The sequence below is a fragment of the Bacillus sp. ISL-55 genome (assembly GCF_018613155.1).
In the GTDB taxonomy this organism is placed as follows: domain Bacteria; phylum Bacillota; class Bacilli; order Bacillales; family Cytobacillaceae; genus Mesobacillus.
The window spans coordinates 1-21,261 of record NZ_JAGGQU010000026.1; the positions used below are offsets into that span (position 1 = coordinate 1).

At 44.2% G+C, this 21,261-nt stretch carries 18 protein-coding genes; 3 read left to right on the forward strand and 15 right to left on the reverse strand.

Translation table 11 applies throughout. The features are described 5' to 3' along the window. Positions 1-16: 16 nt before the first annotated feature. The 9 genes from J7E32_RS13720 to J7E32_RS13760 form a co-directional block, all read right to left on the reverse strand. Positions 17-349, reverse strand: coding sequence for a class F sortase (locus J7E32_RS13720; RefSeq protein ID WP_214908213.1), 333 nt, complete (start codon positions 347-349; stop codon positions 17-19). Further along, a complete protein-coding gene (locus J7E32_RS13725; RefSeq protein ID WP_214908215.1) occupies positions 333-1,139 on the reverse strand; it encodes a DUF4397 domain-containing protein in 807 nt (268 codons plus the stop codon). Before J7E32_RS13725 ends, J7E32_RS13720 begins: the two co-directional genes overlap by 17 nt. Positions 1,140-1,331: 192 nt before the next feature. Further along, positions 1,332-2,546 (reverse strand): NO-inducible flavohemoprotein, encoded by a 1,215-nt coding sequence (gene hmpA, locus J7E32_RS13730; protein WP_214908216.1) that lies wholly within the window; start codon positions 2,544-2,546, stop codon positions 1,332-1,334. A gap of 429 nt (positions 2,547-2,975) precedes the next feature. Then, on the reverse strand, positions 2,976-4,082 hold the full coding sequence (gene menC / locus J7E32_RS13735) for an o-succinylbenzoate synthase (protein ID WP_214908248.1): 1,107 nt from the start codon (positions 4,080-4,082) through the stop codon (positions 2,976-2,978). Next, positions 4,072-5,562: an o-succinylbenzoate--CoA ligase gene (locus J7E32_RS13740; protein WP_214908217.1), complete on the reverse strand. Its 1,491-nt coding sequence runs from the start codon at positions 5,560-5,562 to the stop codon at positions 4,072-4,074. The genes menC and J7E32_RS13740 overlap by 11 nt, the downstream gene beginning before the upstream one ends. Before the next feature lie 71 nt (positions 5,563-5,633). Further along, on the reverse strand, positions 5,634-6,452 hold the full coding sequence (gene menB, locus J7E32_RS13745; RefSeq protein ID WP_214908219.1) for a 1,4-dihydroxy-2-naphthoyl-CoA synthase: 819 nt from the start codon (positions 6,450-6,452) through the stop codon (positions 5,634-5,636). A 15-nt stretch (positions 6,453-6,467) separates the two neighbouring features. Beyond that, entirely contained in the window at positions 6,468-7,277 is an 810-nt protein-coding gene (menH, locus tag J7E32_RS13750; protein ID WP_214908220.1) for a 2-succinyl-6-hydroxy-2,4-cyclohexadiene-1-carboxylate synthase, read from the reverse strand. Next, complete coding sequence (gene menD, locus J7E32_RS13755) at positions 7,274-9,025, reverse strand: 2-succinyl-5-enolpyruvyl-6-hydroxy-3-cyclohexene-1-carboxylic-acid synthase (protein ID WP_214908223.1); 1,752 nt, start codon at positions 9,023-9,025, stop codon at positions 7,274-7,276. Before menD ends, menH begins: the two co-directional genes overlap by 4 nt. Beyond that, positions 9,022-10,428, reverse strand: a complete 1,407-nt coding sequence (locus tag J7E32_RS13760; protein ID WP_214908225.1) for an isochorismate synthase — start codon at positions 10,426-10,428, stop codon at positions 9,022-9,024. Before J7E32_RS13760 ends, menD begins: the two co-directional genes overlap by 4 nt. 329 nt (positions 10,429-10,757) lie before the next feature. Here J7E32_RS13760 and J7E32_RS13765 point away from each other — a divergent pair, with 329 nt between their 5' ends. Continuing rightward, on the forward strand, positions 10,758-11,690 hold the full coding sequence (locus tag J7E32_RS13765) for a 1,4-dihydroxy-2-naphthoate polyprenyltransferase (protein WP_214908227.1): 933 nt from the start codon (positions 10,758-10,760) through the stop codon (positions 11,688-11,690). A 109-nt stretch (positions 11,691-11,799) separates the two neighbouring features. Then, positions 11,800-12,567 carry a TraR/DksA C4-type zinc finger protein gene (locus J7E32_RS13770; RefSeq protein WP_214908229.1) on the forward strand — a complete coding sequence of 256 codons (768 nt, stop codon included), beginning with the start codon at positions 11,800-11,802 and terminating at the stop codon, positions 12,565-12,567. Positions 12,568-12,791: 224 nt separating this feature from the next. On the opposite strand, the gene J7E32_RS13775 is transcribed toward J7E32_RS13770, so the two are convergent. The 3 genes from J7E32_RS13775 to J7E32_RS13785 all read right to left on the reverse strand — a co-directional run bounded on the left by J7E32_RS13775 (position 12,792) and on the right by J7E32_RS13785 (position 14,707). After that, positions 12,792-13,241: a hypothetical protein gene (locus J7E32_RS13775; RefSeq protein WP_214908231.1), complete on the reverse strand. Its 450-nt coding sequence runs from the start codon at positions 13,239-13,241 to the stop codon at positions 12,792-12,794. A 16-nt stretch (positions 13,242-13,257) separates the two neighbouring features. Continuing rightward, positions 13,258-13,701 carry a DUF2243 domain-containing protein gene (locus J7E32_RS13780; RefSeq protein ID WP_214908233.1) on the reverse strand — a complete coding sequence of 148 codons (444 nt, stop codon included), beginning with the start codon at positions 13,699-13,701 and terminating at the stop codon, positions 13,258-13,260. A 115-nt stretch (positions 13,702-13,816) separates the two neighbouring features. Then, positions 13,817-14,707, reverse strand: coding sequence for a cupin domain-containing protein (locus J7E32_RS13785; protein WP_214908235.1), 891 nt, complete (start codon positions 14,705-14,707; stop codon positions 13,817-13,819). Positions 14,708-14,839: 132 nt separating this feature from the next. Here J7E32_RS13785 and J7E32_RS13790 point away from each other — a divergent pair, with 132 nt between their 5' ends. Beyond that, positions 14,840-15,712, forward strand: a complete 873-nt coding sequence (locus tag J7E32_RS13790) for an EamA family transporter (RefSeq protein ID WP_214908237.1) — start codon at positions 14,840-14,842, stop codon at positions 15,710-15,712. Between the two features lie 656 nt (positions 15,713-16,368). Here the strand turns inward: J7E32_RS13790 and J7E32_RS13795 are convergent. Genes J7E32_RS13795 through J7E32_RS13805 form a run of 3 tightly spaced genes read right to left on the reverse strand, consistent with a single transcriptional unit; the run spans position 16,369 to position 21,240 of the window. Further along, complete coding sequence (locus tag J7E32_RS13795) at positions 16,369-18,774, reverse strand: glycogen/starch/alpha-glucan phosphorylase (protein ID WP_214908239.1); 2,406 nt, start codon at positions 18,772-18,774, stop codon at positions 16,369-16,371. After that, on the reverse strand, positions 18,764-20,215 hold the full coding sequence (gene glgA / locus J7E32_RS13800; RefSeq protein ID WP_214908241.1) for a glycogen synthase GlgA: 1,452 nt from the start codon (positions 20,213-20,215) through the stop codon (positions 18,764-18,766). The genes J7E32_RS13795 and glgA overlap by 11 nt, the downstream gene beginning before the upstream one ends. Then, positions 20,212-21,240: a GlgC family sugar phosphate nucleotidyltransferase gene (locus J7E32_RS13805; protein ID WP_214908244.1), complete on the reverse strand. Its 1,029-nt coding sequence runs from the start codon at positions 21,238-21,240 to the stop codon at positions 20,212-20,214. The genes glgA and J7E32_RS13805 overlap by 4 nt, the downstream gene beginning before the upstream one ends. Positions 21,241-21,261 lie beyond the last annotated feature (21 nt).

Consider the following 21,261-nt stretch of genomic DNA (forward strand, 5'->3'; position numbering starts at 1 on the left):
CATTTTAACTTGACGCTCACACTAAGACGACATTCCCATTTTCCCCTGGCATTGCGCCCTTAGTGTACCAACCAATTTCCATCACATCTTCCGGGACTTCCATTGCTCCATCCTCTTGGAGTCCAACTGGAATGATTTTTGCATCAAGTTCGATCGATGCAATGGTTAGGTTTAAAGGGACCATGCCTTTTTCTTGGTTGACCTTTTTGGCGGAGGGCTTCGAAGTTGAAGCTGGTGAATGAACAACTGGTTCTGCCTTAGCTTCTTCAATGTTCACGATCGGCTTTGAGTACATAGGTTGACAGCCTGCAATAATGACAATTAGTAAAAGATTAAGCTTGAAATGCATTCTTTCTTTTATAGAAAAAGAAACCGGCTGCACCGATCAGTAATACAAATGGCAGCATGCTCATCATCAGACCTGTTACTCCGCCCTTACCTGTGTCAGGCATTTCTTTAGGCATCACAGTTGTCGATGGATCCGCAAGGACAATTGCATCAAGTGCAGGCTCCCCGCTGGCAAGACCAACAGCAAGCACAGTGTAAATCATATCTGCTTTAAGCTCAGTTCCTGGTAAAGACAGCACCGCATCCTGCGTACCAGCTGCCCTAACTTCTAAATCCAATGTTGCCGGATCAACTTCCAAGTAGTCCGTTACACCCTTGAACGGCGCGTTTGGAAAAAGAACATCTCCACCAGCCACTGCTACATCAACAGCTGGCGCATCAGGGGAAAAATGGCCTACTCGAACTTTAGCCTTGCCCTTTTCTGTCATCATGTCATCATTCATGACGGCAACTTCAAGTGCTTCTAATTTGTTGATCGCCAGAACAGTGTATGCCTGATCTGCCTCAACCGTTAAATTAGTTGTCAATACCGGCTTGCCGTCAGCTACTGTACCGGCAGCAAAAATGCTTACTTCATGCTCGCCCGATGGTACCATCAAATAATCTGTTACAGCTTTAAACTCTGCATTTTCGACTACCACATTCCCATCAACTGTGATATCGACAGCTGGCGCATCAGGGGAAGCATGAACAATACGTACCTTCGCTTCGTCATGACCATCTGCGAGTACAGAACCTCCAAACATGGATAAAATCAGCGTGAAAATCAGCAAAAACGAGAACTTCTTCATCTCCATCTCTCCTTTGTTTAAATAATGTATAACTCATCAGCCAATTATGTATAGATTGAGCGCAATAAGTTATACAATACTTATACAAATTTTATATAACTTTTGTCAATTGATAACGCTCCCGAATGTGCTGAGTGGAAAAATGGATAAAAAAAGGCACCCTTCAATGATGAAGAGTACCCATTATTATTATTACGCCTCTAGACTTGCCATTGGCCCGAAGAATTCAAAGTGAATTCTGTCTTCTGTGACGCCAAGGTCTTTTAACGCTGTGTTGATTGCTTTCATGAATGAAACTGGTCCGCAGAAGTAAAAGTCTGCTTGTTTGAGATTGACGTTTTCTTTCAACCATTCTTTTGTTACATAACCCTCAACGTCGAAGCTGCTGTTCTCGCGGTCTTCTTCAGTTGGCTGGTCGTAGAATACTACTGAGTTGACCTTTGCTTTTGCAGCAGTTGCTGCGACTTCATCTTTAAGGGCATGCACTTTTCCGTTCTGGGCTGCATGGATGAAGGTCACTTCTTTTTCCGGCTGCAGTTCTGCTACTGTGTTCAGCATGCTGACCATCGGAGTCAGGCCAACGCCGCCGCTTAGCAGGACAACTGGAGTATTTTTTTCTGTATCAAGGAAGAAGTCTCCTGCTGGCGCACTGATCTGGAGAACTTCTCCTTCCTCCACAGTATTGTGAAGGTAATTGGATACCTTTCCATCTGGAGTTTCCATGCCAGCTTCCTTTTTAACGCTGATACGGTAATAATCTTTTCCAGGAGCATCTGACAGGCTGTATTGGCGGATATGCGTGAATTCTTCGCCTTCGATTTCAAGCTTGATGCTGATATACTGACCTGGCTTGAATGAAGCAATTGCCTTTCTATCCACAGGTTTCAGGTAAAAAGATGTGATGACTTCACTTTCCTCCACCTTTTTCTCCACTATAAATGGACGGAATCCATCCCAGCCGCCACTTTGGTTAGCAGCAGCATCATACATTTCCGCTTCAACAGAGATGAACGCATCCGCAATCACGCCATATGCCTCTGCCCAAGCATTGATGATTTCGTCTGTAGCCGCATCTCCAAGCACTTCTTTGATTGCAATAAGCAGGTGCTTTCCGACGATTGGGTAGTGCTCAGGAAGGATGCCAATACTGCGGTGCTTATGGGCGATTTGGTTTACAACCGGAAGGATTGCTTCCAGATTATCGATATATTTGGCAGCTGCATAGACAGTTCCAGCTAACGCTCTTTGCTGTCGGCCCTGCTTTTGGTTCGCATGGTTAAAAATATTCAAAAGCTCTGGATGATTTTCAAACATTGTTTTATAAAATACTGTCGTGATTTGCTCTCCGTGCACTTCAAGTACCGGTACTGTAGATTTGATGATCTCAATCGTTTTTTGGTCTAGCATAATATACACTCCCTATGTTTATATCTTCTCGTTGAGGTTTGTTTACCTCATTCCCATAGTGATTATAATAGATAAATTATACCGACTAAGTGATGCAAATCACACTATCGTAAAATAGTGCTTTCGAATTACAGTTTCGAAGGAAATTTGATTCCTGCCAAAAGAATTCTTTACTAAAAATGCTCCTTATTAGGAGATCCGACACTTTATACCGACTGCAAGCTTACAAAAAAGGTTCGAGAATAATTTTTATAGCGATATTTTCATTTTTATAGCGGAAAATCAATTTTTATAGCGATATTTTCATTTTTATAGCGAAAATTTTACTTTTATAGCGAATTTTTCATTTTTATAGCGAATTGGAAATTAACGCTGATTTTTTCCAGTTAAAAATAAACAAAAGCACTGCCTAAAGCAGTGCTTCTCCACCTAAAATTTAAAACGTTCTTCAAAAACAGTAACTTCCTTCAACCGCTTCCTGTTCAGCTCAAAGCCGATACCTGGTCTGTCAGGCAACTTGATCATTCCATTTTCGACTTTGATTTCCGGCTCGATAATATCTTGCTCCCAATAGCGGTCAGAGCCGGATATATCGCCTGGTATTGTGAAACCTGGAAGCGATGCGAGAGCGATATTGTGCGCTCTGGAAATTCCAAACTCAATCATCCCGCCTGCCCAGACTGGAATCCCATTAGAAACACAATAGTCATGGATTCGTTTCGCTTCGCCAAGTCCGCCAACCCGGCCGATTTTAATATTGATGATCCCACAGCTGCCAAGCTCCACTGCATTTCTTGCGTCGCCAAAAGTAACAATGCTTTCATCCAGGCATATTGGTGTCTTGATCTGAGCCTGCAGCTTGGCATGGTCCACGATATCATCAAAACCAAGCGGCTGCTCGATCATCAGCAGGCCAAACTCATCCAGTGCTTTTAAGCGGTCAACATCTTCCAAAGAATAAGCCGAGTTGGCATCCGCCATCAGCGGTAAATCAGGAAATTTTTCACGAATGCCTGATATATATTGATAATCATCTTCAGGACTGATTTTTACCTTAACACGCTTGAAACCCTGCTCAAGATAACCTTCAATTTGTTTCAATGCCTCAGGCAAATCTGGATTGCCTACAACGACTCCGGCTGGGATGGCTTCCCTGGTTCCCCCGATCAGCCTAGATAATGGAATGCCCTCTTTTTTCGCCTGTAAATCCCAAAGTGCTGTCTCGATTGCAGCTTTTGCCATATGGTTTCTGCGCACGGAACTGAACAAGTCGAAAGCTTTGTCAGGATGACTGAAGCCCTTCCTTTTTAAAAGAGGGATGAGAAAATCTTTGAGCATATGGTATGAGGTCTGAACCGTTTCCTCGGTATACCATGGAGACGAAAAAGCAACACCTTCGCCATAACCGATCAAACCATTGCGATCTTCAACCTCAACGATAATCGCTTCTCTCTCTGTCACTGAACCCAAATGGGTGGTGAAAGGGTTTTTCAATGGCATTTTAATAATTGATAAGTTAACAGCTTTAATGTCCAATGCCATCACCCTTTGCTTCCAGCCACTCGCGGAGCGTTCGCCTTAATAATTTCTTCGCGGCATTCCTTGGCAGACTCTCTACAAAGTAGAATTTTTTCGGAAGTTTGTATTTTGCAAGTTTCTCCTCACAAAGAGCCAGCAATGAATCTTCAGAAATATCTGTATCGCTTTTCACAATAAAAGCGACAGGCACTTGTTGCCACTTTTCATCTGGGGCCCCGATCACTCCAGCGTCGGAAACTCCGGGATGTGAAAGCAGTACGCCTTCAATTTCGGCAGGATAGATGTTTTCTCCACCTGAAATGATTAAATCTGAGCGGCGATCAAGGACGAAAAGGAAGCCTTCACTGTCCAAATAGCCGATATCACCTGTGTGAAGCCATTTTTCCCGGATTTTATCAGCAGTTACATCTGGTCGATTCAAATAGCCAATCGTCACATTTGGACCTTTGACCAGGATCTCTCCCTCAACTCCCTGTGGAACATCTTTCCCAACTGAATTGACAATCCGGATCTGATTAGGAAATAAAGCTTTTCCGGCAGAACCGAGGCGTTGAATGCTGTACTCCGGAGATAAGGTTGCAAATTGTGACGAAGTTTCCGTCATTCCATATGTCTGGAATACAGGAATATCTTTATCAATGCAGGATTCCAATAAAGGCAGTGGAGCAGGCCCGCCTCCTAGCAGCATGCAACGGAAGGAGACCGGCAGTTTTTCTGAGCCAAGCTCCGTCACGACTCTCCTCAACATAGTACTGACCACCGATATCACTGTAACTTGATATTTTCGAATATCCTCAATTACCTTTTTTTCTTCAAAAGAAGAATGCAAAACAACTGGCATCCCATATATTTGGCTCCTCATTAAAATTGAGTATCCGCTGATATGAAAGATTGGCACAGTGCAAAGCCACTTATCGTGTTGATGCAAACCGAGATTGAGGGCAGATGCATTGGCGCTCCACCAATGGTTGCCATATGTTTGCATGACACCCTTCGGATTGCCGGTCGTGCCTGATGTATACATGATCGTCGTGACATCGTCCAAATTGAACTCTTCAAGAATAGAGGCAGTCTTTTCCTGCACCTGGCTCCATTCATCTGTACTGATTTTTCTTATCTTAGGGTTAACCTCTGACACTTTGTCTTCAAATCGATTCTCATATACAAGTACTTTCGCATCACTATCACCAAGCTGCCATGACAGCTCTTCGGATGTAAGGCGATTGTTCAAAATAACCGTCCTGATTCCTGACATTTGCAAGGCATATAAAATAAACACAGATTCAGCCTGATTCGAAAACAGCACCGCTGCTGTGTCATCTTTATGCAGACCGAGTGCGCCAAGCTTTGCTGCAAAGGACTTCGCCTTTTCAAAAACTTGTTTAAACGTATATGTATTCCCTTCGAAAATCAGTGCTTCGCGGTCAGGAGACAGATCTGCCCGCTTCTTCAGCCAGTTCGGCATCGTTTCAGTCATAGATGTCACCTCTTCTCTGCATAGTAAAACAGCTTGATGGAAGTCCATCAAGCTGTGTGAAAACTATAAAATCAAGGGAAACGCGGGAACTGGCCGAAGTCTGGCTTGCGCTTTTCCTTGAACGCGTCGCGGCCTTCTTTCGCTTCTTCTGTTGTGTAATAAAGCAATGTTGCATCTCCTGCCATCTGCTGAAGTCCAGCAAGTCCATCAGTGTCTGCATTCATAGCAGCTTTCAAGAAACGAAGTGCGGTTGGGCTCTTCTCAAGAATTTCCTCACACCACTTGAGTGTTTCCTCTTCAACCTGAGCAAGAGGTACAACTGTGTTGACAAGACCCATATCCAAAGCTTCCTGAGCATTGTACTGACGGCACAGGAACCAGATTTCGCGAGCTTTTTTGTGGCCAACGATTCTTGCAAGGTAGCCTGAACCGTAACCAGCATCGAAGCTTCCTACTTTAGGGCCTGTCTGGCCGAAAATTGCATTATCAGCTGCAATTGTCAGGTCACATACAACATGAAGTACATGTCCGCCGCCGATTGCGTAACCTTTAACCTGAGCGATTACCGGCTTAGGAATCACACGGATCAAACGCTGAAGGTCAAGGACATTCAAGCGAGGAATTTGGTCTTCACCAACGTATCCGCCATGTCCGCGCACTCTCTGGTCTCCACCGGAGCAGAATGCATCATCTCCAGCTCCAGTCAGGACGATTACGCCAACACTTGAATCATCTCGTGCATAAGCAAATGCATCGATCAATTCCATAACCGTTTTAGGACGGAAAGCATTGCGCACTTCCGGGCGGTTAATGGTAATTCTGGCGATGCCATTATATGTTTCATACAGAATATCTTCATACTTGCGTTCTGAAACCCATTCAACTGTCATTTAGACAACCTCCTATTATGTATTCGACAAAAACTCACTTACTATTGTACCAAATTTTTCACGTTCTTCCACATGAATTGCATGGCCGCAGCCATTTATCGTCAAATGTGTCGGATTTGGGAGTCTGGAAGCCATGTCTGCGGCTATTCTACAAAACTTTTCATCAAGCTCGCCTGTAATCAGAAGAGTCTTGAAATCGAAATTCGGTAGCTCGCCCCACCAAGAAGGCTGGGCACCTGTCCCCATTCCCCTCAGGCTGTTTGCCAGTCCGACAGAATCATTCCTCAGCCTTTGACTTCTTATTTGTTCCCTTACTTCTGCTGGAAGATTCAACTGTGACTGAAAAAGCGGGATCGATTCCCAAAAATCAATGAATCTCTCAACACCTTCATTCTCGATTCTATCTGCCAGCTTGTGATCTTGTTTAATTCTCGCTTCTCGTTCTTCTGGATTGACCAAACCTGGCGTCGTACTTTCTAGCACCAGCTTCCTTACTCTCTCAGGATACAGACTGGCAAACGTGATCGCCGTCCTGCCACCCATCGAGTATCCTAGGAAATCCGCTTTTTCAATGCCCAGCTGGTCTAACAGCTCCTTCAAATCCATAGCGGTTTTCTTGATGTCATATCGCGCCATATCGCCTGGCGATTCGGTCTCCCCATGCCCAATGAGGTCGACCATCAGCAGCATTGAATGTTGTCCCCATATAGGACAAAACGGCTTCCAAGTAGAAGCCGCCCCTGTAAAACCATGAAGCAGCACAAGAGGGAAACCATCTCCGCACTGCTCGACATTATATCGTACGCCGTTGATCATGGTCTTCATTTTGTGTCACCTTTTAGCATTGTAGTTATTTCCCGGGAAACAGAATTCCACAAATCTCGATGTTCCTTTAGGTTTGAATCCCTCGTCGTCCTGATTTCCATAACTTTTAAGCCGCCAATCTCTTGATTTTTGGCAAAAGTATCAGAAAAATGCTCCCAATCTTGGATCAAATCATATTTCCCGTTGTACATTTCGACAACATGGCTGAAATCCAGGTCCAATGGTGTACCGAAAAGCTCTTCAAAATGCTTTGGTTCCTTTGCCTGTGGCAGGAATGAGAAGATTCCACCGCCATTATTATTAATCAGCAAGATATTGATATCAATATTATATAATTTTGAAGCCAATAAACCGTTCAGATCATGGTAGAATGTCAAATCGCCCAATACAAGGTAGCAAGGCTGCGATACACTGGCTACACCAAGTGCGGTAGAAACGATCCCATCTATACCGTTCGCGCCTCTGTTTGCCATCACCTTGATCTTCTTTTTATTTAAAAGGAAGAATGAATCAAGGTCCCTGATTGGCATGCTGTTACCGACAAATAAGGTCGAGCCTTGAGGAAGCATTTCAGCAAGCTGCTGGAATAGCTTACCTTCACTTAATTCCTCCACTTCAGAAATAGCAGATAACTGTTCTTTTGCCAGTTCATTTATAGTAAGCCATTTTTGCAGATAGTCAGACTTTCCTGCTGGTGCAGCAGCCTCGCCGATTTTTTCACAGAACAAAACTTCATCGCAATATAGCATTTCAGAAGCCGACATCGTAGGTTCACGCCACCCGGCGCCGCTGTCGACAACGAATTGTCTGGCGGTACGGTTTTCTTTAATAAAAATAGTCAGGGCTTTCGAGATTGGCATTGCGCCAAAACGAATAATCACATCCGGCTTCAATGCTTCCTTGGCATCTTCATTCCTTAAAAACGCATCATATGCATCAATGATATTCCGGCCATCATGTTCTCCGCTGCGCAATTGTGACAGTGGATCAGCGATAATTGGAAATTGTAATTTTTCAGCAAGGGCAATGACTTCATCTGTAAATTCGCTGTTGTCAATCTGTCCGCAGACAATAATGCCTTTTGTATATGAAGCGATATCCTCCCTGATTGCTGCAAACGTTTGATCAGATAAACTGAGGTGACCTGTCTCGATTTCCACATACCCGCCAACGCGCTCAGGAAGCTCGAACATATTTTCATCCATAATCGGAATCAACGGTTCCCTGAACGGGAAGTTCAAATGGACCGGTCCCTGTGGATAGCTTGATGCGGTAGCCGCTGCCCTGCCACAAACTGTCCGGGCATAGCGGATCATATCCTCCGTTTTTTCCGGCGGTGCCATTTCGACAAACCATTTGACATTCTTTCCGTAAAGATGGATCTGGTCAATCGCTTGCGGGGCACCGACATCACGCAATTCATGCGGACGGTCTGCTGTCAGGACGATCAATGGAATCCTTGATATACTGGCTTCAATCACCGCTGGATAATAGTTCGCCGCAGCAGTACCTGACGTACAAAGCAATGCGACAGGCTTTTGAGTGGCCTTTGCAACCCCAAGCGCGAAAAAGGATGCAGATCGCTCATCAACCTGGATATGGATGCGCAAGTCCGGGTGTTCAGCCATAACCAGTGCCATTGGCGTTGACCTAGAACCTGGACTGATGACTACATCCCTTACACCTGTTTTGGATAATTCCGCAACGAATGCTGCAATATATGCTGTTAAACCTTCCTGGTGGCTCATGTGATCTTTCCTCCAAGTGCTGTAAGCATCGGCCTGAACTTGATGCTAGTCTCTTTATATTCACTTTCGGCATTTGAATCTGCCACAATGCCGCAGCCGGCAAATAGCGAAGCCTCATTTCCCTGAATGAGTCCTGAGCGGATTGCTACTGCAAATTCACCATTTCCCTGATAATCCATCCAGCCAACAGGAGCTGCATAAAGGCCTCTATCAAGTTGTTCAATTTCCCTGATTTTCACGATGGCTGCCTGTTTCGGCAATCCGCCAAGTGCTGGAGTCGGGTGAAGTCTGTTTACTAAATGAAGAAGAGATGTACCTTCCCTGTTCTTTCCGATTACTGGTGTATACAAATGCTGTATATATTTCATTTTCATTAGTTCAGGCTGTTCAGGAAGAAGCACCTCATCACAGGTCTCTTCCATCGCTCCCTTAATCATATCCACTACATATTGATGCTCGATTAAGTTTTTCTCATCTGTTAAAAGTTCTTCGCCGAGATTCCTATCTTCTTCAGGAGTGCTGCCCCTGGCAATTGAACCGGCCAGGCAGGCTGAAAACAGGCTTGCTCCATCCTTCTTGACCAGCCGTTCAGGAGAAGCTCCGATAAAGCAGTCACCATTGGATTCGAAGGCAAATGTAAAGCTTGCTTGCTGATTCTCAAGCAGATTCGCCAGGACACTTTCTGACTGGACTTCATCTTTAAAATGAAGACGCAACTCTCTCGCAAGTACGACCTTTTTCAGTTCGCTATTTTCAAAACCGTCTACAACATCAGTTACAGTCTGCTTCCATGCCTCTGGATCAATTTCGATAATGTCGGTAAGATCAAGCGTAGGAAGTGCTGGTTTCTCTCCAGCCTTCGAAAGAACCGCTTCCCTCTCCCTTGTGACTTTATCAAACAAGGACATATCGTCATGCTGAGTGCAGACGACATTGGTTGTAAAATACGCCTCTCCCTTGACAATAGTCAGCATATATTTCGGAATGTGGAAAAGAGCTTCGGAAAATTTAGACCATAAGCCTGTCTTCTTCTTCATTGGATCAAAAGTAAATCCGCCGAAAATAGATGGCCCTGTTCCATTTACATTGTATTTATTAAACACCAGTGCTGTATCCATGAAGCGCTTCCACTCTTTTTCAACATGAAAAAAGCGGTCAGCTCCCTGATCCGACTGTATTTGTCCGCATATACCCAATCCAGCTAAGAAGTGTTCCCCTTCAGGATCCTTCCAGAAAAAGCGTTCTCCAAAAAACTTTTCCCTGCCTGAAGCAAAAAAATAAAAAGGATCTATACGATCTATTTTATGGACCTCACTGACCAAAACTGACTGAGATTGTCCTTTGGCCCGCTCAATCGCATCAAGAATTCCCTGTCTAAGTTCCGTTTCCTGAATGGCAACCAAAATTATCCCCCCAATAACAGCCTCTCATCTGTTATTACACGTTTTAAAGCTTATTTTAAGATACACCTCATACACCACGATGTCAACGATGGCGGGCTTTCCTAACCTGTTATCATCCTTATTATATATTACACGCATCAGATAAAGTAATCTGGAAAATCCAACCTCATTATACGTGAAAATACTAATTGACAGTGTTAATGTGAATATCTACACTTATAATTGTAAGGTAATTTAGCCTATATATGAAAGGTCTTTTTGACAATTTTGGTTCTTTTAGATAAAATATTAAGGTTTGATAGATTGATATATAAGGGAGAGAATTAGTTATGCAACCACAGCTACAGCCTAGTTCTTCACCAGCAGTCAATGGCGCAGACTGGAGAGTCTGGTGGCAGCTTACACGGCCGCACACTTTGACTGCAGCATTTGCCCCTGTCCTTCTTGGGACTGCTTTAGCGATCGAATACAGCGGTGGAATCCATTGGGGAATGTTCCTCGCGATGTTAATAGCAAGCCTGCTAATCCAGGCTGCAACGAATATGTTCAATGAGTATTATGATTTTAAACGCGGACTTGACAATGAAAATTCCGTTGGGATCGGTGGCGCAATCGTCCGCCATGGCATAAAGCCTAAAACGGTCTTGAACCTGGCCTTTGGCCTTTATGGAATTTCAGTCCTTCTTGGTATCTATATTTGCGTGAGCACCAGCTGGTGGGTCGCTGCTGTCGGAGTCGTTTCCCTCGCAGCCGGGTATCTTTATACAGGCGGTCCATTGCCGATTGCCTACACTCCTTTTGGAGAGCTTGTCGCAGGATTTTTCATGGGTGTACTGATCATCCTGATTTCCTTCTACATTCAGACTGGCACGGTCACGCCAACAAGCGTACTTGTTTCGTTTCCTAGCTTTCTGCTAGTCGGTGCGATCCTGCTAGCGAATAATATTCGCGACCTGGATGGTGACAAGGAATTCGGCCGGAAGACTCTGGCAATTTTGCTTGGACGAACAGGCGCCATCAGGCTGCTTGCAGGAATGTTCATTGTATCTTACGCCTGGGTAATCGGATTAATCATTGCAGGTGTCGTTTCACCTTGGCTGGCGATTGTCGCCCTCAGCATCCCTAAAGCTGTAAAAGCAACGAAAGGCTTCATTGGAAAATCAAATCCGTTGCAAATGATGCCGGCTATGGCTAACACAGCAAAGACCAACACGATTTTCGGCTTACTTTTATCAGTGGGCATTTTCATCAGTTTAATATAGTCATACACGAGAAGCTTCTGCCTTAGGCGGAAGCTTTTTCTATGTTTCTTACCATCACGAGCGGGTATTTAGTACGTATGACACGAATCAAAACTAAGGATGTGTAGTGATGCTGACAAATGACCAGCTTACCCAATTGAAGCAAACGCTTATAGATGAAAAAGAAACACTAAATTCGCAAATAGAAAACAATGAAGAGGACGGTTATCTGAACGGCAGCCAAAGGGAGGCAACCGGAGAGCTTTCTTCATACGATAATCATCCGGCCGACAGCGGCACAGAACTATTTGAGCGAAGCAAAAATCTTGCCTTGGATGAGCATCATGATGACCAGATTGAAAAAGTCGATCAAGCCCTGAAGGCTATTGAGGATGGTACGTACGGTAAATGCGCAGAGTGCGGCAAAGAGATTCCTTTTGAGCGACTTGAAATAGTTCCATATACTTTGTATTGTGTAGAGCACTCACAAGAACAGAACTTATCAAACGACCGTCCCGCGGAAGAGGATGTTCTGGAATATACTCACGACACCAACTTTGACCGCAGACAAAACGAGGAAATGGCCGACAACAGGAACAGCTTTGATGACGTCGCCGATTTCGGTACATCGGAAACTCCATCTGATCTAACCGGTGATCATGGAGATTATAATAAGCTCTATATTGATGAAGAAAAAGAACGCGGGTTCACTGAGGACTTCGAGTCTTTCAGCGCTACAGATATCGAGGGTGATGACCGCCAAGTGTTCCAGAGTGAAAGCGAAGAAGACTACGAAGAAATGCTCGACGAAGCCGGTATGGAGTCCGAGCTTGGGGATATCCCTTATAAAGAGGGAGATAGTTATATTGAAGATGATAAGAAAAAGAATAAGGAATAGACAACAGCCTCAGTCCACTTTAGGACTGAGGCTTCGTTTTAAAGTGGATTAATGAAGCAGACTCATTTGGAATATAAGTACAACACCTTTAGTGACCTGAATTTAATTTTTTTAAAAAAACAGGTCACCAATAACCACGATTGGTGACCTAAATTTCTTTTTTTTGAAAAACAGGGCATCAATGAATGGAACTGCCACCCAATTGGAGCAGATAAACCTGCCATTCACTTTCCGTTTTCCACTACGACCTTGCTACTGATTGGTTTCCCTCTATAAGCCAATGCCCCATGATTGTTGGAATTGAGTGTAACCATAACTTCATTCTCACCTTTTTTCAAAGTGTCCAAGTTATAGAAATGCCCATATAATCGATTGATCTTTTTGCCGTTCACATAAATATGGGCATGTCCTTCGTTAAAACTAGGATCCGCGCTACCTACCTTTTTTGGCGCGAAGGTAAAATGAGTGGTATCCACACTTAAAAGCCAATTACCTGACTTATCCTCAGTGACGCTTATATTCACTGCTGGAACCGGGTAACCTTCTGGAATTTCAACATAGCCATGCTGTATATGGTTCGCTGAAGAGGGATTGTGTTCATTATTACTTGTAAAATAAAAAAAGAATACAATGAACGGGATGAAAAAGACTAAAAAACTCCTAAACTTTTTCAAGTTTTACACCTCACCCTCATACATTCTGTTCGAGCCGCTTGATCATAAACCCAATGATCACTAATAAAGCACCCATCGCCAAAAATGCCAGGTCGTACATCAAAGGATTTTCTGCCAGTGGTTTGACGCGATGCACTTGCAGGATATGATGATCTACAATTCCTTCGACGAGATTGAATGCTCCGCCGCCGATGAAAATCCCTCCAAGGAAAATCCTCCAACTGGAGCCAAGCCGATTTTTTCGCGCATCCTGGAATATTTTCACGCCGCCCCAGAGGAGCAATGCAGAAAATAATGCAGTGAATAAGCCATCTGTAAAAATCTCCAACTGAATATTATCGCTAAGAACCATATGGTGCCACTGCAGCAGCTGGTGGAACACTATCCCATCTACCGCGCCCAATAAACCTAATCCGAGAATCAATCCGGCAATAAATAGATTCTTATTTTCTTTTTTCAAAAGAACACCCTCTTAGAAGATTTTATACTATCTCGATTAGTGCCCAGAAATTCTCGATATTATACGGTAAAACAAAAAAAGATTGGAGAATGATCTCCAACCCTTTTATTACTCTTTACTCCGCTTCCATCGCATCTGCTTTTGTTTCATGTACTGTTCCAAATGGATGCTCAGGTGGTGCATAAATCACATAGACTTTCAGCTTTGTATCGCCGATATTTGTTACGTTATGCCATTTACCCTCAGGAATCATAATGGCAAAGTCATCGGATACCCTGGACTCAAAATCGAGGTTATCTTTGCTGTCCCCCATTTGTACAAGTGCTTCTCCTTCTTCAACTCGGATGAACTGGTCACCGGTTTCATGGACCTCCAGACCAATATCTTCGCCGACATCAATGCTCATCACTGTCACCTGAAGCTTGTTCCCTGTCCAAATCGCTGTACGGAATGTTTCGTTTTGCAAGGTAGCGTCTTCAATATTTATGATAAAAGGCTGCTTTCCATTATCCATTAATGGCCTGTGCCCTTCTTGCCTTAAACAGCCAAATCTGGTTGCATGCTCAATTTCATCGGCAAACGCCCGAAAGAAAACATTACCTACTGGTAGATACTGAGTCAGCAAATAACTGTTTCGATATTCGTGATAATCTTCAACTTCTGCTTCATACGCCTTTTGCAGCCCTTCGTGATAAGAACCGAATTCCACTTGTTCAATTTGATACTGCGGGGATTGCCCAGTAAGGGTAATAAACAGGTCGGTAAATTGTTTTAAGTGGACCTGCTTATCCTCCAAAGCCTGCTGTATTGCTTTTTTATGCCTTTGATTTGGTGCATATTGCACCAGGCGGCTGTAAAAATCAACTGCTGAAGCTTCCCCTTTTATTCCAGCAAGCAGCGCTTCAAGTACTTGCTGATGGCTATTTTGGCTGGATCTTGGGTTATATGCTGAAGAATCAACATAATATGGATAGGAATAGGATGGTACGTTATACAAATTGCTCATTCCCTTCACAGGTTTTATCAACTTATCCTATGCCCAGTATTCAGGTAACGTACATTGTTCGATTTTTGGACAAGAATATTCCTGAGGCAGATTCCCAAACTAATAGTACCTTAATAGAAATGGAGAAAAACGATGAGTATCATTTTAGCTTTACTGGCCGCGCTATTTGCTTCCTTTACCGCCATTCTTGCGAAAATTGGAATTAAGGATGTCGATTCAAATCTGGCAACTGCCGTCAGGACGATTGTTGTTGTCATCATGGCATACCTGATGGTTGTGATCACCGGGCAAACGGGGCACATATTGGAAGTGTCTGCGAAGTCATTAATCTTTCTAGTCCTTTCCGGATTGACGACCGGCCTATCCTGGCTTGCCTTTTTTAAAGCGATTCAAATTGGTGATGTTTCTAAAGTTGTTCCTATTGATAAAGCCAGTGTCGTGCTGACCATCCTGTTATCATTCGTGGTTCTTAGGGAGCCTGCGACAATGCCTGTTGTCGCTGGTGGTGTCATTATATCTATTGGAACTTTTGTGCTGATCGGAAAAGACAAAAAGAAGAAAAAACAGAGGAAAAAGGTTTTTAACACCAAATCTTATATTTTTCTCGCTATCATGTCAGCAATTTTTGCAGCCCTGACCAATATCCTCGCAAAAATCGGGATTGTAAATGTTGATTCAAATGTAGCGACATTTATCCGAACAGTTGTGATCATAATTTTTGCATGGGGAATTGTGTTTTTCCAGGGAACTGTGAAGGAGCTCAAGAATATCTCCAGGAAATCTTACATATTCCTGATCCTTTCCGGAGCCGCAACAGGCTTCTCTTGGTTATGTTATTTCGCAGCACTGGCAATCGGCAAAGTGAGCATCGTCAATCCAATTGATAAATTCAGCGTCGTATTGACGATGATCCTAAGCTTCATCATTTTAAAAGAAAAACCAACAAAATCAACCGTCGCAGGTGCTGTATTGATCACGATCGGAACAGCTTTGTTGATCTTATAGAGAAGAGCGGCCGCTCCGGCAGTAAAAAGCTTTCTGTTAACCTTTATTGGTTCCACGGCATCGGTTGTATTTAGTAATTTTTCTATAGGACCTTTTCGCTCATTCAGACGCTTTTCGGGCTTATAGAATCTTTTTATAGGACCTTTTCGCTCTTTCAATCGCTTTTTGGGCTTATAGAATCTATCTATAGGACCTTTTCGCTCTTTCAGTCACTTTTTGGGCTTATAGAATCTTTCTATAGGACCTTTTCACTCATTCAGCCACTTTTTGGGCTTATAGAATCTTTCTATAGGACCTTTTCGCTCTTTCAATCACTTTTTGGGCTTATAGAATCTTTCTATAGGACCTTATCGCTCTTTCAATCACTTTTTGGGCTTATAGAACTTTTCTATAGGACCTTTTCGCCCCTTCAGCCGCTTTTTAGGCTTATAGAATCTTTCTATAGGACCTTTTCGCTCATTCAGACGCTTTTCGGGCTTATAGAACTTTTCTAGCTGACAGTTTAGACTAATAAAACCTCTCTGGAGTCCCTTTGTTGCGATCGCAATATCATCTCCGCAAACTAAATTCGCCTTCATCCTCATCTCACGTTCTACTTAACATCCACCGACATAGCAAAAGGCCAAACCGTCCCCGATTTGGCCTGAAGCTTCTTCTTATACTTTTAAAGCAGATTGTACTTTCCAGATTTGATCGGCATATTCCATGATCGTCCTGTCACTGGAAAAATAACCTGACTTCGCGATATTAACAAGGCTCTTTTGCAGCCATGCATTCCGGTCCAAATAACTCCGGCTGACGTCCTGGTGTGCCTCTGCATACGAAGCAAAGTCCCTTAACACGAAATACTGGTCGTTATGTCCGAGCAAAGTATCAAATATTTCATTAAAATGGTTTTCCGTATCAGGGAAGAATCCATTGACCAGCTGGTCGACCACTCCACGAATCCTTTCATCATGGTGATAATATTCGAGCGAATGGTATCCTCCATTATTCTGGTAATCTAGCACTTCCTCTGCGGTCAAGCCGAACAGGAAGATATTTTCTCTGCCGACCAAATCGGTGATTTCGACATTTGCCCCATCTAGTGTGCCAAGTGTCAAAGCCCCGTTCATCATGAACTTCATATTCCCGGTGCCAGAAGCCTCTTTACTGGCAGTTGAGATTTGTTCACTGATATCCGCAGCCGGAAAAATTTCCTCTGCAAGAGAGACGCGGTAGTTTTCAAGGAAAACCACCTTCAGCTTGCCATTCGTTTCCGGATCATTGTTCACCTTATCAGCCACACAGTTAATCAGTTTAATGACCTTTTTGGCAAAATAATAACCTGGAGACGCCTTTGCCCCGAAAATAAATGTGCGCGGATATAGCAATGCTTCAGGATCCTTTTTCAAAGCATTGTACAGATGCATGATGTGCAGGACATTCAGCAGCTGCCGCTTATAAGCGTGAAGCCTTTTTACCTGGACGTCGAAAATCGATTCCGTATCAACCTGTATCCCGGTTTTATCCAAAATCCGGTTTGCCAGGCGTTCCTTGTTTCCCTGCTTAATTTCATGCAATTTTTCAAGGAAAGCGGAGTCATCCTTAAACCGCATTAACTCTTCTAACTTTTGTGGAGAAGATACCCAGTCACTACCACCAATAGCATCCGTAATTAATCCCGAAAGACCAGGATTCGCTTTCAGCAGCCAGCGGCGATGGGTAATCCCATTTGTCTTATTGTTAAAACGCTCCGGATAAAATTGATAAAACAGGTTCATCTCGCGATTTTTCAGGATTTCCGTGTGAAGCTGTGCAACTCCATTGACACTGTGGCTGCCGACAATGGCCAGCGGCGCCATGCGCACTTCGTCATGGGCGATGATCGCCATGCTTTCAACCCTGCCCCAGTCGCCAGGATACTGCTCCCAAACCTGCTTACAAAAACGCTCATTAATTTCCTCGACAATCATGAAAATGCGTGGCAGCAACGGCTTGAAAATCCGGATCGGCCACCGCTCCAAGGCCTCCGCCAATGTCGTATGGTTCGTATAGGAAAGCGTCTGCACGGTGATATCCCAGGCATCGGCCCACCCAAGGCCTTCCTCATCCATCAAGATCCTCATCAGTTCTGGAACGGCAATCGCCGGGTGCGTGTCATTGATATGGATGCTCACATACTCATGGAACTCTAGCAAACTCTTATTCTTCTTTTTAAAAGAATTCACAATCGCCTTCAAGCTGGATGCGACCAGGAAATATTGCTGCTTAAGACGAAGGATCTTTCCTTCATCATGCGTGTCATCCGGATATAAAAATTCAGAAACCGATTCGGTATCCTTCTTGTATTTAAAAATATCCGCGTTAGCCGGGAACCTGGATGGCTCGGCATTCCACAGCCTTAAGGTGTTGACCGTCTGAGTCTCGTAGCCGATGACAGGCAAATCATATGGTACTGCCATGATTGTCTCCGCGTTTAGATGCCTAAAAACAAGCCGGCCATTTTCCATCCTGCTTTCGATTTCACCCCAGAACGGGACCTCGACCGCATCATCCGTTTTGCGTATTTCCCAGACATGACCATGCCTAAGCCATTGCTCGGGAAGCTCCACCTGGTAGCCATCGACTATTTTCTGCTCGAAAAGACCGTGTTTATAGCGGATTCCGCAGCCATGACCAGGTAGATCAAGGGAAGCGAGGGAATCCAGGAAGCAGGCAGCAAGGCGGCCTAGACCGCCATTGCCAAGCCCTGCATCCGCCTCAATTTCCTCGAGCTGATCCAGATCGATGCCCAGCTCACTGAGCCCCTCACAAACCACTTTTTCGACGCCTAAATTAATCAGATTATGTCTAAGCAACCTGCCCAGCAGGAACTCAATCGACAAGTAATAAACCTGCTTTTTCGCGCCAGCACGATATAATTCATTTGTTTTGATCCAATCAGAACTCACATGCTCCCTGATCATATGCCCGAGAGTCTGGAACTGCTCCCGGCTCGTGCTTTCTTCAAAGCTGGTTCCAAACATCATCTCGAGTTTTTTCAAGAAAGCATTTTTGAACTTGGGAACACTAGAAAACATGCGATTCACTCCTTGAGATGAGATCGGAATACAATTCTTTGTATTGTCTGGCAGACTGTGCCCAGCTGTAGTCTGTCTCCATAGCATTTTTCGTCAGCTTAAGCCATTTTTCGCGCTCATGGTAAAAAGACAGCGCCCGTTCAAGCGAAAACAGCATGTCATGGGCGTTAAAGTTTGCAAAGGAAAATCCATTGCCTTCACCGTTAAATTCATTGTAAGGCTGTACAGTATCGTTCAGGCCGCCTGTTTCTCTGACCACAGGAATAGAACCGTAACGCATCGCGATCATCTGGCTGAGCCCGCATGGCTCGAACTTGGATGGCATCAAGAATAAATCAGACCCTGCGTAGACTTGATGGGCCAGATTCTCATCAAAGCCAATGTATACACCACACTGTTCCGGGTAACTCGCTGACATTTCCCTGAAAAAATGTTCAAACTCAGGGTCGCCCGTTCCCAGCACGACAAGCTGCACTCCGGTAGCCATGATTTCATGGAAGACGCCCCGGACCAAATCGAGCCCCTTCTGTTTCGTCAGCCTTGTAATCATTGCCACTACAGGGATATCCTCGTTCTCCGGCAAACCAAAACTACGTTGCACTTGAAGCTTGTTTTCGACTCTTCTTTCAAGTGAGTCCACTCCGAAATTGGCAGCCAATCCAAGATATTTTTCAGGATCATATAAATCGTGATCAATCCCATTCAGGATTCCCGATAGATCCTCGCTTCTTTTACGCAGGATGCCATCCAGCTTTTCACCATAAAAGTCTGTCTGGATTTCCTCCTTGTAAGTAGGACTGACCGTAGTGATATGGTCAGAAGCAATCAAAGCCGCTTTCATGAAATTGGCATTCCCGAAAAACTCCAGCTGCTCTTCATTGAAATAATGACTGTCAATCTGCAGCAGGTCACCAAGAACTTCTGGTGGGAAGATTCCCTGGAACTGCAGATTATGAATCGTGAACACGGACCGGATTAAACCGTAGCCTGGCCGCTTATAGTACTCTGTTCTTAGTAAAAATGGAATCATTCCTGTATGCCAGTCATGGCAATGAATGACATCTGGGTAAAATTCAATTTCTGTGATGAACTCAAGAACAGCCCTGTTGAAGAACGCGAATCGCTCCCCATCATCATAATGGCCATAAAGACTATCGCGCTTGAAGTAATACTCATTATCAACAAAATAGAATGTTACGCCGTCATACTCAAGAGTTTCAATGCCACAATATTGTGTGCGCCAGCCTAATTGCACATTATACTCTTTCACTTTCTTCATCTCAGAGCGGAATTTTTCAGGTATTAATCCGTACTTCGGTAAAATGACTCTGACATCCGCTCCAAACTTATTCAATTCCTTTGGAAGCGAACCCGCTACATCCGCCAGTCCGCCTGACTTGATGAACGGGACACATTCCGATACAGCAAATAAAATCTTCACGACGTGCTACCCACTCCCTGGACCGAACCCTTGCGGATGACAGCCGGTGACTCTGCTGGCGCTGTAATCACTGTTCCTGCTTCAATTCTTGCATCCTTATCGACAATCACTGAATCCAATAGGCAATTCTCCTGAATCTGTGTCTTCTGCATGATGATGCAATTGCGGATGACGGTACCTTTGCCGATTTTTACCCCGCGGGCAATGATGCTGTTTTCCACCGTGCCCTCAATCATTCCGCCGTTGGCAACCATTGAATTCCGTACTGATGCGTCAATATCATAACGGGTCGGGGGCTCATCCTTTACCTTGGTCAGGATTGGCCTTTCTTTCGGGAATAACTCTTTCCAAACCTCAGGCTTCAGCAAATCCATGCTGGTCTTGAAATAGTTTTCAATCGTATCCACCATTGAAGCGTAGCCTTCAAAATTGTAATAACAGAGATGGAATTGGCTATCATGATCAGTCGCGACATCCCTCATATTCGAGTAGCCAGTTTCATTCCGCGTCACGATCAGATCCATCAATAATGTCTTTTTAACAAGGTATATGCCCAATGATTTGCCTTCCTTCTGGACCTCCGTGATATCACAGCCTGACTTGATATGCCAATCTAGCAGCGGCTGGAAATCCATATTGAATACCGTATAGGAATTCGCAATCAGCGCATACTCCTGGGTACTTCTTTCAAAAAAATCAATATTGTCAGCAAAGTGGTCGAGCGTGCCGATTCCCGTATAATGTTTATCCAGGTTAGGTGCAGGGAAGAAAAATAGTCCATCCCTTTTTCGATTAAGATCCCAGTTCCTCCCTGACCCCAAATGGTCCATCAGCGACCTGTATTGGAATTTAGGAAAAATCGCGACGCTCTGGATACCAGAGTTCACCATATTTGATAGGATAAAATCAATCAGCCTGTATCGTCCGCCAAAAGGGATCGCTGCCACCGACCGGTGAATCGACAGTTCATGCAGATCATCGTGAACCGTTGTCGCATCTATTACTCCTAATAATTGTTTGTTCATTTCTTATTCCTCCCGAATCGG

Coding starts and splice junctions, on each gene's coding strand:
- menD (WP_214908223.1), bottom strand. CDS start 9,025: ATGAGCCACCAGGAAGGTTTAACAGCATATATTGCAGCATTCGTTGCG.
- J7E32_RS13805 (WP_214908244.1), bottom strand. CDS start 21,240: ATGAACAAACAATTATTAGGAGTAATAGATGCGACAACGGTTCACGAT.
- J7E32_RS13725 (WP_214908215.1), bottom strand. CDS start 1,139: ATGAAGAAGTTCTCGTTTTTGCTGATTTTCACGCTGATTTTATCCATG.
- J7E32_RS13785 (WP_214908235.1), bottom strand. CDS start 14,707: ATGAGCAATTTGTATAACGTACCATCCTATTCCTATCCATATTATGTT.
- hmpA (WP_214908216.1), bottom strand. CDS start 2,546: ATGCTAGACCAAAAAACGATTGAGATCATCAAATCTACAGTACCGGTA.
- J7E32_RS13790 (WP_214908237.1), top strand. CDS start 14,840: ATGAGTATCATTTTAGCTTTACTGGCCGCGCTATTTGCTTCCTTTACC.
- J7E32_RS13765 (WP_214908227.1), top strand. CDS start 10,758: ATGCAACCACAGCTACAGCCTAGTTCTTCACCAGCAGTCAATGGCGCA.
- J7E32_RS13740 (WP_214908217.1), bottom strand. CDS start 5,562: ATGACTGAAACGATGCCGAACTGGCTGAAGAAGCGGGCAGATCTGTCT.
- J7E32_RS13795 (WP_214908239.1), bottom strand. CDS start 18,774: ATGTTTTCTAGTGTTCCCAAGTTCAAAAATGCTTTCTTGAAAAAACTC.
- J7E32_RS13770 (WP_214908229.1), top strand. CDS start 11,800: ATGCTGACAAATGACCAGCTTACCCAATTGAAGCAAACGCTTATAGAT.
- J7E32_RS13720 (WP_214908213.1), bottom strand. CDS start 349: ATGCATTTCAAGCTTAATCTTTTACTAATTGTCATTATTGCAGGCTGT.
- menB (WP_214908219.1), bottom strand. CDS start 6,452: ATGACAGTTGAATGGGTTTCAGAACGCAAGTATGAAGATATTCTGTAT.
- menH (WP_214908220.1), bottom strand. CDS start 7,277: ATGAAGACCATGATCAACGGCGTACGATATAATGTCGAGCAGTGCGGA.